This window comes from Streptomyces tremellae (genome assembly GCF_039540215.1).
GTDB classification, from domain to species: Bacteria; Actinomycetota; Actinomycetes; order Streptomycetales; family Streptomycetaceae; genus Streptomyces; species Streptomyces tremellae.
The window spans coordinates 1-14,766 of sequence record NZ_BAABEP010000009.1 but is presented as its reverse complement, the minus strand read 5'-3'; the positions used below and the strand labels follow the sequence as shown (position 1 = coordinate 14,766).

At 75.0% G+C, this 14,766-nt stretch carries 12 protein-coding genes; 6 read left to right on the top strand and 6 right to left on the bottom strand.

Features of this window, described 5'->3' with window-relative positions; translation table 11 throughout:
• Nucleotides 1-38 precede the first annotated feature (38 nt).
• From ABEA77_RS09485 to ABEA77_RS09470, 4 genes are all read left to right on the top strand, one after another.
• Complete coding sequence (locus ABEA77_RS09485) at nucleotides 39-1,367, top strand: ABC transporter substrate-binding protein (RefSeq protein WP_345643909.1); 1,329 nt, start codon at nucleotides 39-41, stop codon at nucleotides 1,365-1,367.
• A 314-nt stretch (nucleotides 1,368-1,681) separates the two neighbouring features.
• Nucleotides 1,682-2,680 carry a carbohydrate ABC transporter permease gene (locus ABEA77_RS09480; protein ID WP_345643906.1) on the top strand — a complete coding sequence of 333 codons (999 nt, stop codon included), beginning with the start codon at nucleotides 1,682-1,684 and terminating at the stop codon, nucleotides 2,678-2,680.
• A gap of 14 nt (nucleotides 2,681-2,694) precedes the next feature.
• Entirely contained in the window at nucleotides 2,695-3,573 is an 879-nt protein-coding gene (locus ABEA77_RS09475) for a carbohydrate ABC transporter permease (RefSeq protein WP_345643903.1), read from the top strand.
• 66 nt (nucleotides 3,574-3,639) lie between these two features.
• The gene (locus ABEA77_RS09470) at nucleotides 3,640-5,103 is read left to right on the top strand and encodes a GH1 family beta-glucosidase (protein ID WP_345643900.1); all 1,464 of its coding nucleotides are present in this window, start codon (nucleotides 3,640-3,642) and stop codon (nucleotides 5,101-5,103) included.
• A 259-nt stretch (nucleotides 5,104-5,362) separates the two neighbouring features.
• On the opposite strand, the gene ABEA77_RS09465 is transcribed toward ABEA77_RS09470, so the two are convergent.
• Nucleotides 5,363-6,853, bottom strand: a complete 1,491-nt coding sequence (locus ABEA77_RS09465) for a sensor histidine kinase (RefSeq protein WP_345643897.1) — start codon at nucleotides 6,851-6,853, stop codon at nucleotides 5,363-5,365.
• Entirely contained in the window at nucleotides 6,850-7,560 is a 711-nt protein-coding gene (locus ABEA77_RS09460) for a response regulator transcription factor (protein ID WP_345643895.1), read from the bottom strand. Before ABEA77_RS09460 ends, ABEA77_RS09465 begins: the two co-directional genes overlap by 4 nt.
• Before the next feature lie 62 nt (nucleotides 7,561-7,622).
• On the opposite strand from ABEA77_RS09460, the gene ABEA77_RS09455 reads away from it, so the two are divergent.
• Nucleotides 7,623-8,150 (top strand): hypothetical protein, encoded by a 528-nt coding sequence (locus ABEA77_RS09455; RefSeq protein ID WP_345643893.1) that lies wholly within the window; start codon nucleotides 7,623-7,625, stop codon nucleotides 8,148-8,150.
• Nucleotides 8,151-8,164: 14 nt separating this feature from the next.
• Here ABEA77_RS09455 and ABEA77_RS09450 read toward each other — a convergent pair whose 3' ends face one another.
• Together ABEA77_RS09450 and ABEA77_RS09445 are read right to left on the bottom strand one after the other, a co-directional pair.
• On the bottom strand, nucleotides 8,165-9,034 hold the full coding sequence (locus ABEA77_RS09450) for a spermidine synthase (RefSeq protein WP_345643891.1): 870 nt from the start codon (nucleotides 9,032-9,034) through the stop codon (nucleotides 8,165-8,167).
• A 316-nt stretch (nucleotides 9,035-9,350) separates the two neighbouring features.
• Nucleotides 9,351-9,773, bottom strand: a complete 423-nt coding sequence (locus ABEA77_RS09445; protein ID WP_425588249.1) for a hypothetical protein — start codon at nucleotides 9,771-9,773, stop codon at nucleotides 9,351-9,353.
• Between the two features lie 254 nt (nucleotides 9,774-10,027).
• Here ABEA77_RS09445 and ABEA77_RS09440 point away from each other — a divergent pair, with 254 nt between their 5' ends.
• Nucleotides 10,028-11,410 carry an NsdA family TPR-like regulatory protein gene (locus ABEA77_RS09440; protein WP_345643888.1) on the top strand — a complete coding sequence of 461 codons (1,383 nt, stop codon included), beginning with the start codon at nucleotides 10,028-10,030 and terminating at the stop codon, nucleotides 11,408-11,410.
• A 70-nt stretch (nucleotides 11,411-11,480) separates the two neighbouring features.
• On the opposite strand, the gene ABEA77_RS09435 is transcribed toward ABEA77_RS09440, so the two are convergent.
• Together ABEA77_RS09435 and ABEA77_RS09430 are read right to left on the bottom strand one after the other, a co-directional pair.
• The gene (locus ABEA77_RS09435) at nucleotides 11,481-12,758 is read right to left on the bottom strand and encodes an AAA domain-containing protein (protein ID WP_345644208.1); all 1,278 of its coding nucleotides are present in this window, start codon (nucleotides 12,756-12,758) and stop codon (nucleotides 11,481-11,483) included.
• Between the two features lie 214 nt (nucleotides 12,759-12,972).
• Nucleotides 12,973-14,694: a hypothetical protein gene (locus ABEA77_RS09430; RefSeq protein WP_425588242.1), complete on the bottom strand. Its 1,722-nt coding sequence runs from the start codon at nucleotides 14,692-14,694 to the stop codon at nucleotides 12,973-12,975.
• Nucleotides 14,695-14,766: the final 72 nt, after the last annotated feature.

The window sequence follows — 14,766 nt, the reverse complement described above, 5'->3', positions numbered from 1 at the left end:
GCAACCAGGTCCTTCGTCCCGGAACAAGGAGTAGTGGAATGCGCATCACCCGCACTGTCGGCAGCCGCAGAGGCAGAAGGGGCGCCGCGGCCGCCACGACCGCGGTACTCGCCGCCTCCGCGCTGCTGCTGACGGGCTGCAGCAGCGGCACCGGCGACGGGGCCTCGGACTCGGCGGACGGGCAGATCACGCTGACCGTCGCGGACTACGGGCAGTTCGGCTACAAGGAGGCCGGGCTGTTCGCCCAGTACCACAAGCTCCACCCGGACATCACGGTGAAGGAGGACGTCACCGCCGACGAGACCGTCTACTACCCGAAGCTCCTCCAGGAGCTCAACTCGGGCAGCGGCCTCGCGGACGTGACAGGCATCGAGGTCGGGCGCATCAAGGAGATCGTCGACACCAAGGCGGACTCCTTCGTCGACCTGGGCAAGACCATCAAGGCGTCGGACTGGCTGAGTTGGAAGGAGGCCCAGGCCACCACGCCGGGCGGCCAGGTGATCGGCGCGGGCACGGACATCGGCCCCATGTCGCTGTGCTACAACCGCGATCTGTTCGCCGGGGCGGGCCTGCCCACGGACCGCGACAAGGTCGCGCAGCTGGTCGCGGGCGGCTGGAAGGACTACCTGAAGCTGGGCGAGCGGTACCAGAAGAAGGCGCCGTCCGGCACGTACTTCATGGACTCGGCGAGCGCCATGTACAACGCGGTCGTCAGCTCAAGCCCCCAGCAGTACTACGACAAGGACGGCAAGGCGGTCTACAAGACGAGCGCCGGCGTGAAGGAGGGCTGGAACCTCGCCGCCGAGGCCGCGAGCAAGAAACTGAGCCAGGGGCTCGCCCAGTTCAACGACCCGTGGGTGGCGGCGCTGCGCAAGGGCACCGTCGCGACGGTGGTGTGCCCCGCGTGGATGGCGGGCCAGATCTCCACCAACGCGGGCCCGTCCTTCAAGGGCAAGTGGGACATCGCCAAGGCGCCCGGCTCTGCGGCGGCCAACTGGGGCGGCTCCTTCCTCGCGGTGCCCAAGAGCGGCAAGCACGTCAAGGAGGCGACCGAGCTGGTCAAGTGGCTGACGGCGCCCGCCCAGCAGGCCGCCACCTTCAAGGCCATCGGGGTGTTCCCGTCCAACCAGGGCGCGTACACGCTGCCCGCCGTGCAGAACGCGACGCTGCCCTACTTCAACAACGCGCCGATCGGCACGATCTACGCGCAGGAGGCCGCCTCGATCCCGGCGGCGGTGCTCGGCCCGAAGGACGGTGTCATCAAGGACACCATCTCCAACCAGATCAACAACATGGAGCAGCGCGGCACCAAGCCGGCCGACGCGTGGGCGGCGGCGACGAAGACCATCGACAAGGTCATCGGCTGACCGCGGGTCATCGGCTGACCGTGCGGGCCGGGGTCCGGGGCGGGCACGGGGCCTGACGAGCAGACCGCGTGAGCGAAGCCTCCGGCCGGCGGGTCGGTCCGGTGCGGAGGGGGCCCGACGCCGCCGGGCCCCCTCCGCACCGGTCCCCGGCCCCTGTTCCCGCCCGGCCGCTGCCCGCCGGGGACCCGGGACCGGGCCCGGCGGCCGGCGAGTCGGTGGACCCCCGACACGGCCCTCCGAACACGGAGACCCACGCGGGCCCCCATCGCGGAACCCGACGCGGACCCCACAGGACAAGGAAGAGGACTCCGACCGTGGCCACTTCGACACCCACAAGGGACGCGCACGTCCCGCCGCCCCGCGGGGCCGCAGCCCCGCCGCCTGCCGCAGGCCGCGGGTCCTGGCGCGGCCGGCTGTGGCGCTTCGACGACAAGGCGTCGCCGTACGCCTACATCGCGCCGTTCTTCCTCGTCTTCGGCGCCTTCGGACTCTTCCCGCTCGTCTACACCGGCTGGATCGCCCTGCACCGCGTGGAGATGACAGGGCTCGACCAGATGGAGTGGGTCGGCTGGGCCAACTTCGCCGGCATCCTGCACGACGGCGAGTTCTGGACCGCGGTGGGCAACACCTTCGCCATCGGTGTGATCTCGACCGTGCCGCAGCTGATGATGGCACTGGGACTCGCCCACCTGCTCAACTACCGCCTGCGCGCCAGCACGTTCTTCCGCACGCTCATCCTCACCCCGTACGCGACCTCGGTGGCGTCGGCCGCGCTGGTGTTCGCGCTGGTCTTCCGCGCCGACGGCGGCATCCTCAACTGGCTGCTGCACTTCATCGGGCTCGGCCACACCAACTGGACCAACGGACACTGGACTTCGAAGATCGCCATCTCCGTCATCGTGATCTGGCGGTGGACCGGCTACAACACCCTGATCTACCTGGCCGCGATGCAGGCCGTGCCGACCGACCTGTACGAGGCGGCCTCGATCGACGGGGCCAACCGCTGGCAGCAGTTCCGCAAGGTGACGATCCCCTCGCTGCGGCCCACGATCCTGTTCACCATCGTGATCTCGACCATCGGCTCCATGCAGCTGTTCGGCGAGCCGCTGCTGCTCGAAGGCGGCACCGTGGGCGCCACCGGCGGCAACGAGAACCAGTACGAGACGCTCAGTGTGTACCTCTACAACTACGGCTGGAAGCTGGGCCACTTGGGTCCCGCGGCTGCCGTCGCCTGGGCGATGCTCGCCCTGTTGCTGATCATCGCAGGGATCAACCTGCTCGTCGGCCGCCTCGTCCGCAAGTCCGCCGCCTGAGGGAGTGCTCCGCCATGACCACCACAAGCCCCGCACCCCGCGCGGAGCGCGGCAGGCTCCGCGTCGGCGCGGGACGCCAGCTGCACGCGGGCCCCTTCACCTACGCCGCGCTCGTCGTCGCGGGCATCCTGTCGGTCCTGCCGCTGTACTGGACGCTCGTCGCCGCCTCGCACACGCAGAACGAGGTGCTCGCGCTCACCCCGCCGCTGCTGCCGGGCGGGCGGCTGTTCCACAACCTCGCGACCGCCTGGCAGCAGGCCAACCTCGGCAAGGCGATCGTCAACAGCGTCGTGGTCTCCGGCTGCATCACCGCCGCCACCCTGTTCTTCTGCACACTGGCCGGCTACGCCTTCGCCAAGATGCGTTTCCGGGGCCGGGGTTGGCTGATGACCGCGGTCATCGCGACCCTGACGATCCCGCCGCAGCTCAGTGTCGTGCCGCTGTTCATGATGATGTCCGACATCGGCTGGGGCGGACACCTGGAGTCGGTGATCTTCCCGACGCTGGTGAGCGCGTTCGGTGTGTTCTTCATGCGCCAGTACCTGCTGGAGGCGCTGCCGTACGAGCTGGTCGAGGCGGCGAAGGTGGACGGCGCCAACAACTTCCGCATCGTGCGCAGCATCGTCCTGCCGGTCGCGCGGCCCGCGATGATGGTGCTCGGGATGCTGACGTTCGTGCAGGCCTGGAACGACTTCTTCTGGCCCTACCTCGCGCTCAGCCAGCAGAACCCCACCCTCCAGGTCGCGCTGGGCCAGCTCAGCGCCTCGTACACCCCCGACCAGTCCATCGTGATGGCGGGCGCGCTGATCAGCGCGCTGCCACTGCTCGCGGTGTTCGTGGTGTTCGGCAAGCAGATCGTCGGCGGCATCATGTCAGGCGCCGTGAAGGGGTGAGCGCCGCCGCCGACCCCGCCCCTCCAGGTCCCCCACCCGTACGCACCTCCATGGGAGCGCTCCCGAATGACCGCACTCCGGCCCGAGACCGGCGCCCACGCCGCCTCCCCCGCCGCCCGCACCGCGCCCGCCGGCTTTCCCACGGGTTTCACCTGGGGCGCCGCGACCGCCGCCTACCAGGTCGAGGGGGCCGCGGCCGAGGACGGCAGGACCCCCTCCATCTGGGACACCTTCGCCCGCACCCCGGGCCGGGTGCTGGGCGGCGACACCGGCGACACCGCGGCCGACCACTACCACCGCTACCGTGACGACGTCCGGCTGATGCGCGAACTCGGCCTGACCGCCTACCGGTTCTCCCTCTCCTGGTCCCGGGTGCAGCCCACGGGGCGGGGACCCGCGGTGCAGCGCGGGCTCGACTTCTACCGCCGTCTGACGGACGAGCTGCTCACCGCCGGGATCACCCCGGTGGCGACGCTCTACCACTGGGACCTGCCGCAGGACCTGGAGGACGCGGGCGGCTGGCCGCACCGGGTCACCGCCGAACGGTTCGCCGACTACGCGGCGCTGGCCGCGGAGGCGCTCGGCGACCGGGTCCCCCTGTGGACGACGCTCAACGAGCCCTGGTGCTCGGCCTTCCTCGGCTACGGCTCCGGCGTGCACGCGCCGGGCCGCACCGACCCGGCCGTCGCCCTGCGCGCCGCGCACCACCTGAACCTCGCGCACGGCAGGGCGGTCGAGGTGCTGCGCGACACACTGCCGAAGGACGCCAGGATCTCCGTCACACTCAACCTGCACCAGGTGCGCCCGCTCGGCGCAGGGCCCGAGGACGCGGAGGCCGCACGGCGCATCGACGCCGTGGGCAACCGGATCTTCACGGGGCCGATGCTGGCGGGCGCCTACCCCCAGGACCTGCTCGCGGACACCGCGCGCCTGGTGGACTGGGCCGGTCTTGTGCGCCCCGGCGACCTGGAGACCATCTCCCGGCCGATCGACGTGCTCGGCGTCAACTACTACACCCCGACCGTCGTCTCGGCCGCCGTTCCCGGCAGCGACGCCGCCCGCACGCACGGCGGCCACGGTACGAGCGACCACTCCCCCTGGCCGGGCGCCGAGGACGTCGTCTTCCACCTGCCGGAGGGCCGCGACCGTACGGCGATGGACTGGGCGATCGACCCGGACGGCCTGTACGAACTGCTGGTCGGCCTGCACCGGGACCACCCGGACCTGCCGCTGATGGTGACGGAGAACGGCGCCGCCTTCGACGACTGCGTCCGTGCGGACGGCCAGGTGGACGACCCCGAGCGCATCGCCTATCTGGCGGGCCATCTCGCCGCTGTACAAAGGGCGTTGGCGGCCGGAGCCGATGTGCGCGGGTACTTCCTCTGGTCGCTGCTCGACAACTTCGAGTGGGCGTACGGCTACAGCAAGCGCTTCGGCGTCGTGTACGTCGACTACGCGACCCAGCGGCGCATCCCGAAGGCGAGCGCGCGCTGGTACGCGGAGGTCATCAGGGCGAACGCCCTGCCGTGAGAGGGCGCACGGGGCGGGACCTCACGCACCGTCCCGCCGCCGAGCGACGGCCGCGCCGCGCGGCCCCGGGGCGGACCGGGGTCCGGCCGGGCGCCGGGCCGGCCGGTGGGGCGGTCGGCTGCGGCGCCCGCAGGGCCGGACCCGGTCCGGTCCCGTGGGGGGACATCCGGCACGCTAACCGCTCACACCCGGCGGTGGCGGGGGTTCCGCTTTCCCTAGGCCACCTTTAGGCCCCCGTTAAGGAACCGATCGGAACCGCTTAAGTGAGTGACCGCATCCGATCGCCGCGGTTCCGGCGATGACCACTCCGGCGGCCCAACCCCCGGACGCCCAACCCCCGGACGCCCAGCCTCCGGACGCCCCACTTCCGGGCGCCGGGCCCCCGGCCGCCGCCGGCGCCCCTGCCGCCGCCCGCCGCTCCCCCGCCGCGTGGCGGGGCGCCGACGCCGAGCCAGATCCGTATCTCGGCGCCGCCGAGCACCGAGCGGCCGATCCGCACGTCGCCGCCGGTCGACGCGGCGACCCGGTGCGCGATGTCGAGCCCGAGGCCGGTGGAGCCCGGCCTGCCACCGCTGTTGCCACGCGCGAGCGCGGCCCCCGGGTCGTCGATGCCGGGGCCCGCGTCGGAGACCAGCACGATCACCGCGTCCCTGGCCTGGTGCACGTCGACGGCGAACGCCGTGCCCTCGGGCGTGTGCCGGAACACGTTGCCGAGCAACGCGTCAAGGGCCGCGGCGAGTTCGGGCCGTGCCACCTGCACCCGCGCGGGCGTCCCGACACCCGCGACCCGGACCGCCCGGCCCTCGTCCTCGGCGAGCGCCGACCAGAAGTCCATGCGCTCCCGCACCACTTCGCTCACGTCGCAGCCGGTCACCGCGCCGGCCGCGCCGGTGCGCGGCTTCGCCGCGCGGGCGGTGCGGATGACGGTGTCGACCTCGCGCTCCAGCCGGGCCACGGCCTCCCGGGTGTGCTCCGCGGCAGGACCGTGTCCGAGCGAGGCGGCGTTCAGCCGCAGCACGGTCAACGGCGTCCGCAGCCGGTGCGACAGATCAGCGGCGAACTCCCGCTCAGCGTCAAGCAGTTGGACGACCTGGTCCGCCATGGCGTTGAACGCGGCGGCGGCCGAGCGCAGTTCGGGCGGCCCCTCCTCCGGCACCCGGGTGCCGAGCGCGCCCTCCCCGAGCGCCTGCGCCGCGTCCGCGAGCCGGCGCGCGGGGCCCACCGTACGGCGGCCGAGCCGGTCGGCGAAGACCACGGAGCCCGCGACCAGGGCGCAGCCCACGCCGGCGAGGACCAGCCACGCGGTGGCCACGCCCCGGGCCACGTCGGCCTCGGGCACGTACACCTCCACCACGGCGGTCACGCCGGAGCCCAGCGCCGTCGGCTGGAGCAGGGCGAAGCCGCCGCGCACCGCGGAGATGGAGGCGCGTCCGACCCGCTCCACCGTGCGGATGTCGGCCGCGCCGGCCCGGCGCGTACCGAGGTCGAGGGCGGCCGCGCCCCCTCCCGCGGGCACGTGAACGGCCATCCGGCCGTCGGAACCGGCCTGCGTGGAGAGCATCGCGCGCTCCAGCATGGACCGGTCCGTGGTGATGGCGAGGGCGGGTCCGATGGTCGCCGCCTGCCGCTCCGCGTTGGTGAACACCCGGTCGCGGGCCATCTCCTTGACGACGAGCCCGAGCGGCACGGCGAACGCGACGACGACCATCACGCTCACCGCGAGCACCACCTTGGCCAGCGCCCACCTCATCGCGCGAGGGGCCCGGGGCTCGGCGGCTCCAGCTTCACCCCGACGCCGCGCAGGGTGTGCAGATAGCGCGGGCGCGCCGCCGTCTCGCCGAGCTTGCGCCGCAGCCAGGACAGATGGACGTCGATGGTCTGGTCGTCGCCGTACGACTGCTGCCACACCTCCGCGAGCAGCTCCCGGCGCGGCACCACCACGCCCGGCCGGCCCGCGAGGAACGCCAGCAGGTCGAACTCGCGCCGGGTCAGGTCGAGTTGGGTGCCGTCCAGGGTGGCGTGGCGGCGCAGCGGGTCGATGGCGAGCCCGCCGACCTCGATCAGGGCGCCTCCCGCCCCGCCGTCCGCGGGGCCGAGGCGGGAGCGGCGCAACACCGCGGCCATCCGCGCGGACAGCACCTCCACGGAGAACGGCTTGGTGAGGTAGTCGTCGGCGCCCGCGTTGAGCAGCCGGACGATCTCGCTCTCCTCGTCGCGCGCGGTGGCGACGATCACCGGCACCTCGGTGATGCCGCGCAGCATCTTCAGCGCCTCCGAGCCGTCGAGGTCGGGCAGCCCGAGGTCGAGGATCACCACGTCGAAGGCGAAATGTGCCACTTCGCGCAGGGCTTCGAGCGCGGTGCCCACGCTGCGGACGGTGTGGGACGCCTCGGTCAGATGCCGGATCAGTGCGGAACGCACAAACTGGTCATCCTCGACCACGAGCACTCGTGCCATGGCCCGCACCGTACGCCATCCGGGTGATCCGGGCGCCGGGCCGGTGGTGCACCATGGCGGGGATGCGCCAGGCACTCGTACCCGTCGTCGCGTGGTCGCTCGCCACCGGCGCGGCGGTCACGCTCTCGTGGTGGGGCGTTCACTCGGTGATGGCGGGGACCGCGTACGACCCCCCGCGCGCCGTGCCGCTCACCGCGGCGGGCCGCACTCCCCCGCCCACACCGCCGCCGCTGGTCCCCGCCACCCGGCGCCCCGAGACCTTCTCGCCACCGCCCGCCTCCGCGCCGCCCGCGACGCGTCCCGCCCCGCCCCCTTCGCCGTCCCCGCCCGCCGGCGCGTCCGCGTCGAGCCCCGCCCCCAGGCCCTCCGTCCGGCTCAGGAGCTACGAGATCACCGGCGGGCGCGCCGTCTTCTCCGTGACCGGCACCTCGGCGTCCCTGGTCTCCGCCACCCCCGAGGCGGGCTGGCAGGTGCAGACCTGGTCCCAGCCGGAGTGGGTCCGCGTCACCTTCACCCGGGGCACCCAGGAGTCCTCGGTCTTCTACACCTGGAACGGCCACGCCCCGACGGCCCAGTTCGACGCGCGTTAGCGGGCCCGCCGCGCTCAGTCGAAGGCGCCGGGCGGCGGGAGCGGGGACGGCCTGGCGTCGGTGTCGCGTACGGCCGGGGCGCCGCCGGCGAAGTCGGTGAGGGAGCGGCCGTGTTCCACGCGGCCGGCGTGCGGGTCGGTGGCGACGCGGCGGGTCAGTTCGGCCACGGGCAGCGGGGTACCGGCCGCCAGCAGGACCGCGTTGCCGAAGCGGCGGCCGCGCAGGACCGCGGGGTCTGCGGCGAGCGCGAGGTGGGGGAAGGCCTCAGCCGCGGTGGCGACCTGGCGGCGCAGGTGGTTGAGGGGCGGGCCGTCCGCGACGTTGGCCGCGTACCAGCCGCCCGGCGCGAGCACCCGCCGCACCTCGGCGAGGAATTCGGCGCTCGTGAGGTGCGCGGGGGTGCGGGCGCCCGCGAAGACGTCGGCGATGACGAGGTCGGCCCAGCCGTCCCGTACGGCGGCGAGGCCCGCGCGCGCGTCGGCGGTGCGTACCCGGACGCGGGCCGCCGGGTCGAGCGGCAGGTGGGCGCGGACGAACGCGACCAGCGCGCCGTCCGCCTCGATCACCTGCTGGGTCGAGCGGGGCCTGGTCGCCGCGGTGTAGCGGGCCAGGGTGAACGCACCGCCGCCCAGGTGCAGTACGCGCAGCGGCTGCCTCGCGGGTGCCAGCAGGTCCACGGCGTGGCCGAGCCTGCGCTGGTAGGCGAAGTCGAGGTGCCCGGGGTCCGCGAGGTCGACATGGGACTGCGGCGCGCCGTCGAGCAGCAGCGTCGCCGCGTGCGGGCGCTCCCGGTCGGGCACGAGTTCGGCGGTGCCGCCCCCGACCGCCTCCCGCACGGCGCCCGCGGACGCCCCTCGCCCGCCCCTGCGTGACTGTCTGCCCATGCCCCCATTGTCGCCGGGTCCGAGCGCGACAGCCGCGGCGGGCCGCGCGGACCGGGGCGGGGCCGCCGGGGCACCGCCACGACCCGGGCGGCCGGGGCCTCCTGGGCCCTCGCGCGGGCCGGATCGGGGAACCTCCGCTCCGAAGCGCCGTGGCGACCGGTCCCGGCGGGACCTCCCACACGGCCCGGGGCAGGCCGCCGACCGGCGCGGGGGCCGCCCGGATCCTCATGCCGGCCGGCGGGGGAGCCTCCAGAGCCCCATGCCGACCGCGGCCGGGGGCCTCCCAGGGCCCCATGCCGGCCGGCACGGGCGGGCCTCAGCTGCGGCTGTCGGCCGCCTCGATGGTGCGCGCGGCCTCGTCCAGGGCGCGGCGCAGGCGGGCCGGGTCGGTGACGGCGGCGCCGGACGCGGCGCCCGGCGGGAGCAGCCAGCCGGTGCCGACGACCGGCGGGTCCGAGGGGAGCTTGATGCCCCGGCCGTCCGTCTCCGTACAGGCGCTGCCCGGCACGTCCCAGCCGGCGGCGGTACCGGGCGGCACGAGGAAGCCCAGGGTGTCGCAGGGCGCGTCGTGGATGACCGGGCCGACCGCGGGCTCCCCGCCCCTGCGCAGGATGTCCACCGCCTCAAGGCCCTGCCGTGCCGGGACCATGACGAGGTCGCACGGTGCCGCCGCGTTCCCCTCCCCGGCCGATCCCGCCCGGCGCCCGCCGGTCCCGCGAAGCCCCTGGCTGGCTTCCATGCCGAACTCCACCTCCACCTCGGACAAGGCAGACCTCCTCGTCTCGTCCACGCGCGAGTCGTTGAGCGGGACACGTCGCACGTGTCCTGTGGGTTCAACGCGTGAGGGCGTCAACGGCTACGGCGGCACGCCGCCGCAAAGGATGGCACTTCATGGCAGATCGCGGGTGAGATATCCGGTTTGTAGCCAAACCCTGTGTGAACGACCCGTCACAGCGGGTACGTTCTTGCCCCGTACGAAGAGAGGGTTCGGCCATGTCGACGTCACCGGCGGTTCCCAACGCGGCGTTCCGCGCGCTGCGGGGCTCGCGCTCCCCCGCGGAGTTCGCCGCGGCCGTGCGCAGGGCCGCGCGGGAGATCGGTGAACAGGTCGCCTGCGACGCGCGCTACGTCGGGCGCGTGGAGTCGGGCGAGATCCGCTGCCCCAACTACGCGTACGAGCGGGTCTTCCTCCACATGTTCCCCGGGAAGTCCCTGGGCGACCTGGGCTTCACCGCGCGCGAGGCGGTACGGGGCCGCGGCGCGCGCGAGACGGCGGCGCCCCCGGCCCCGCCCGAGCCGCCCGAGCCGTCCGACGTGCCCGGCCACCCGCCGGCCACCGCCCGCCGACCGGAAGAGGAGAGCGACATGCTCCGCCGTGTGTTCATGACGAGCGGCAGCGCCGGTATGGCGTGCGCGACCCTCGGCGTGCCCGCCCCGCGCCGGGGCGCGCACGCGGGCGCGGGGCGCGTCGGCGAACCCGAGGTCCGCGCGGTCGAGGAGGAGGTGCGGCGCATCCGCCTGCTGGACGACAGGCACGGCGCCGACGGCCTGTTCAGGCGGGCCACCGAGCCGCTGCGCGCCGCGTACGCGCTGCTCGACTCCGGCCGGGTCTCCCAACAGGCGCTCTGCGAGCGGCTGCACGCGGGCGCGGGCGAACTCGCCGTCTCCGTGGGGTGGCTGGCGCACGACTCGGGCCGCTTCGAGCAGGCGCGGTCGCACTACGCGGAGGCGCTGGCCACCGCGCGCGTCGCGGACGACCCCGCCCTTGAGGCGCACGCCTTCTGCAACACGGCGTTCCTCGCGGACGACGCGGGCAAGCACCGGGAGGCCGTACGGGCGGCCCAGGCGGGGCTGCGGGCCGCGCGGCGGCTGCCGTCGCCGCGGCTGCGCTCACTGCTGCACCTGCGGGAGGCGGCCGGCTGGGCGGGGCTCGGCGACCGGGCCGCCGCGACGGCGAGCCTCGGGCGGGCGCACGGCCTGTTCGCCCGCGGCCCCTCGGACGACGACCCGGAGTGGATGTCGTTCTTCGGCGAGCCCGAGTTCGCCTGGCAGGAGGCGCGCTGCCACGCGGCGCTCGGCGACTGGCCGCGCGCGGCCCGCCACGCCTACCGGGCGACGGCGCTCCAGGACGGGCACTTCACCCGCAACCTCGCGCTGTACCGGGTCGAACTCGCGCTGTGCCTGGCGAAGTCGGGCTCGCCCGACGAGGCGGCCGCGGCCGGCCACGCGGCGCTCGACCTGCTCGACCAGGTCACCTCCTCCCGTATCCGGGGGATAGTCACGACGACGGCCCGGGTGATGCTGCCGCAGCGGCGCGCGCGGGGGGTGCAGGACTTCCTGGCGCGCTCCGGCGCGGGCACCGGCCGCCCCCTCTGAGGAGCACATCCCCTCCGGGGAGCACGCCCTCGCTGAGGACCACCCCGCCCGCCTCAGGGGAGGGCGCCGCTCAGCCCGGCACCCGGTGCTCGGCGAGGTGGGCGAGGACCGCGTGGTTGGCCTCCCAGCCGTCGGGGAACTTCACCGTGACCCCCAACTGGACGGGTTCCGTGGACGGATGGTCGTCGAGCAGCTCGGCCACGCCCGCCCTGCACACCACGACGCACGCGTGGCGGTGGCGGGACGCGAGGACGCACAGGCGGCCGGTCTCCAGATGGAAGGCGGTGGCGTCCGGGCGCCCGGACAGCGGGTGCAGCACCACCGTCACGTCGAACTCGCGGCCCTGGAGGCGGTTGGCTGTGTCGACGGCGACGCCCCGCACGCCCAGCTCCGCGAGGGCCGCCCGGACCGCGGCGGCCTGGTCGCGGTGCGCGGTGCCGACCGCGACCCGGTCGGCCGTCACCGGCACGGGCCCCTCGGCCCGTTCGCTGGTGGCGGCGCACCCCCGGTCGAGCAGCCTGCGCACGACCAGGGCGACGGCGCGCACCGCCTCGGGGTCCGTGCGCGGCGTGCGCCGCGCGGGCAGTTCGAGCAGGCCCCAGCCGGACTCGGCCGCCTCGTCGAGCACCCGGTCGGTGCCCGAGCCGTCTGAGGCGGTGGCGAAGGAGAGCGTGCGGTCGCCTGGCCCGGTGCCGCTGCGGAACGGGGTGTACGGGTAGAAGGCGCCGGACACCAGCGGAGCGGCCGACGCGGGCAGCCGCCAGGACACCGGCAGCCGGTGCTGCGGCAGGTCGGGGTTGTGCGCGAGGAGCGTGGAGACGGCGCTCGCCGAGGGGTCGTACGAGAGCCCCGCCCACTGCTCGGCGCCGACCACGCTGAACGGGTCGAGCTGGCCGGGGTCGCCGACGAACAGCGCGCGCTCGAACAGCCCCGCGACGGCGAGCAGCGCGTCCGAGCGCATCTGGTACGCCTCGTCGACGATGGCGTGCCCCCACGGCTCGACGCCCTGCACGTGCGCCCACTTGGCGGCCGTCGAGACGACCACGTCGAGCCCGGCCAGGTCGGCGGCGCGGGAGGACTTGCGGACGTTCTCCAGGGCGTCGAGCGCGGGGTCGTACGGGTCGGCGTCGCTGCTGTGCAGCCGGCCGACCGGCAGGTCGGGGTCCTTCTCCGCGAGGCGCAGCACCAGGTCGTCGACCTGGGCGTTGGTCTGCGCGACCACCATCAGCGGCCGTCCGGCGGCGGCCAGTTCGCGGGCGGCCCGCACGACCAGCGTGGACTTGCCCGCGCCGGGCGGCGAGTCCACGACGACACCGCGACGGGTGCCGTGCAGGGTGTCGCGCAGGATCGCGTCGGTGGCGAGGGCCGCGGCCCTGGCGGGGTCGGCGCCCGCGTCGGCGGCCGGCCCCCCGGTCTCCGGGTGCGGGGCCTGTCCCGCGCGGCCGGTCACCGGGCGCCTCCCCCGCGGCGCGGGCCCGCGGCCACTCGCGGCCCCGCGCACGCGCGTCGCACGGCCGGGCGCGCGTGCGGCCTTCCGCCACGTCTCACGGGAAGTCCACGTCTCACAGGAAGTCCTCCTCTGTGACCGGGTCGGGCTCGGGCAGCGGCCGGGCGGCCGTGCCCTCGGAGCCGTCCGTTCCTGCATCCGCAGCCGGACCACCGCCGGTGCCGGTGCCGGTGCCGGGGAACACCGGCGGGGCGGCGCCCTCCGGCGGGCCGCCGTGGGTCCAGGGCGTGTCCTCGGGGTCCGGCAGCTTCGGGCCGCCGCGCACGTCGTGCTCGAACAGGGTCCACGCGATCACGTCCCCCTTCTGCGGCACCGAGCCCTCCGCGGGCGTCTTCGCGCGGCCCATGCGGTCGGTGACACGCAGCACGACCGTGCCGCGCGGGCCGCCGCCCCCGTCGTCCGTACCGCCGCCCGGCCCGGTCCCGTACGCCACGAACACCGCGGTCTGCGCCCTGCCGTCGAGCGAGCGGAACACCTTGGCGCGCTCGGCGAGCTGCGGGGCGTCGTCCGTCCTGAGCGTCACCAGCGGGCGGGGCGCGGGGCGCTTGCCCTCGCTGTACTCCATGACGACGTCCACCACCTCGCCGACGAACGCCTGTCCTGCGAGCCGGTGCGCGGCGAGCACCAGCGGGTCGTCCAGCGCCTCGGCGGCCTCCAGCTGGGCCTGCGCCGACTCCCGCGCGGCGAGCTTGCGCGCCGCGGTCACCGCGTCGTCCGTGCGCGGCTGGGGCGGCTCGCCGGCCCGCACCCGGTCCCTGTGGCCGGTGTACGACCAGCGGTCCCTGGTCCAGCGGTCGGCGACCCTGGCTCCCTCGGGCAGCTCCCGCAGCAGGTCGATGCCGCGCCACACAGCGTCCCAGGTGGGCCGCAGCACCGCGGCGAGCATCCGCGCGATGTCGCGCTCGGCCGCCATGGCGCGGGCGAGCTGCTCCTCCGCGTACGCGCCGTCCTCCGCGGCCTCGTGCGCCCTGCGGGCCCGGTCGTAGCGCTCGACGGCCGGGGCGAGGAGGCGGTTGTCGAACGCCGGGTCGGTCGCGGGTCCCGCGGGCGGGCACAGCAGCTGGCCGTGCGCGTCCCTGCCGGTCTCGGCGCGGAGCGCCGCCTCTGCGCCGGTGAGCCCCTCGGGCGGTTCGAGCCAGGCGAGGAGGGCACCGAGGTGCTGGTCCTCCAGAGAGGACTGGCCGGTGGCCCAGTGGCGGCCGAGGAGGTCCGTCATGGCGAGCAGCAGGCAGGAGCCGGGGACTCGGGCCCGCTCCCCGTAGTGGGTGAGCCAGCGGCCGAGCAGCGGCACCCGGGGCGGCGCGGGATGGGCCGCGTCCGGGTCGTCCTCGGCGGTGCGCCGGAAGCGCATGGACCTGCCGAGCAGCCGGACGAAGTCGACGCCCGGCCTGTTCGGCACGATCAGCTGGGGCGCGTCCGCGCACAGCTCGACCTCGACCTTGACGCGCTTGCCGGTCTCCGGGTCGGTCTCGCCGCGCTCTGCGGGCTCCACGTCGTCCGCGTACGCCTCGATGACGGGCAGGACCGCGTCCGCGAGCTCGGCCAGGAAGGCGAACCGCAGGTCGCGGTCGCGCGGCTGGGCCACCGTCAGCAGCCGGGGCGCGTCCCTTTCCGTGCCGACGAGCGCGCCGAGCGGCGCCCCCGCCTCACCCGCCGTGGTCAGGGGTACGAGGACGAGCGGGTGCCGCGCGAGGTGGCGGTGGCGCACGGTCGTGAGCGGCGCGGCCCTGCCGGTGTCGACGGCTTCGAGCCGCGCCAGCGTGCCGATCAGGGACATCAGGCACCTCCCGCGGCGGCCCCGGCGGGTGCGCCCGCGCGGCGCCGGGCCCCGGCGAGCGCCTGCTCCCGC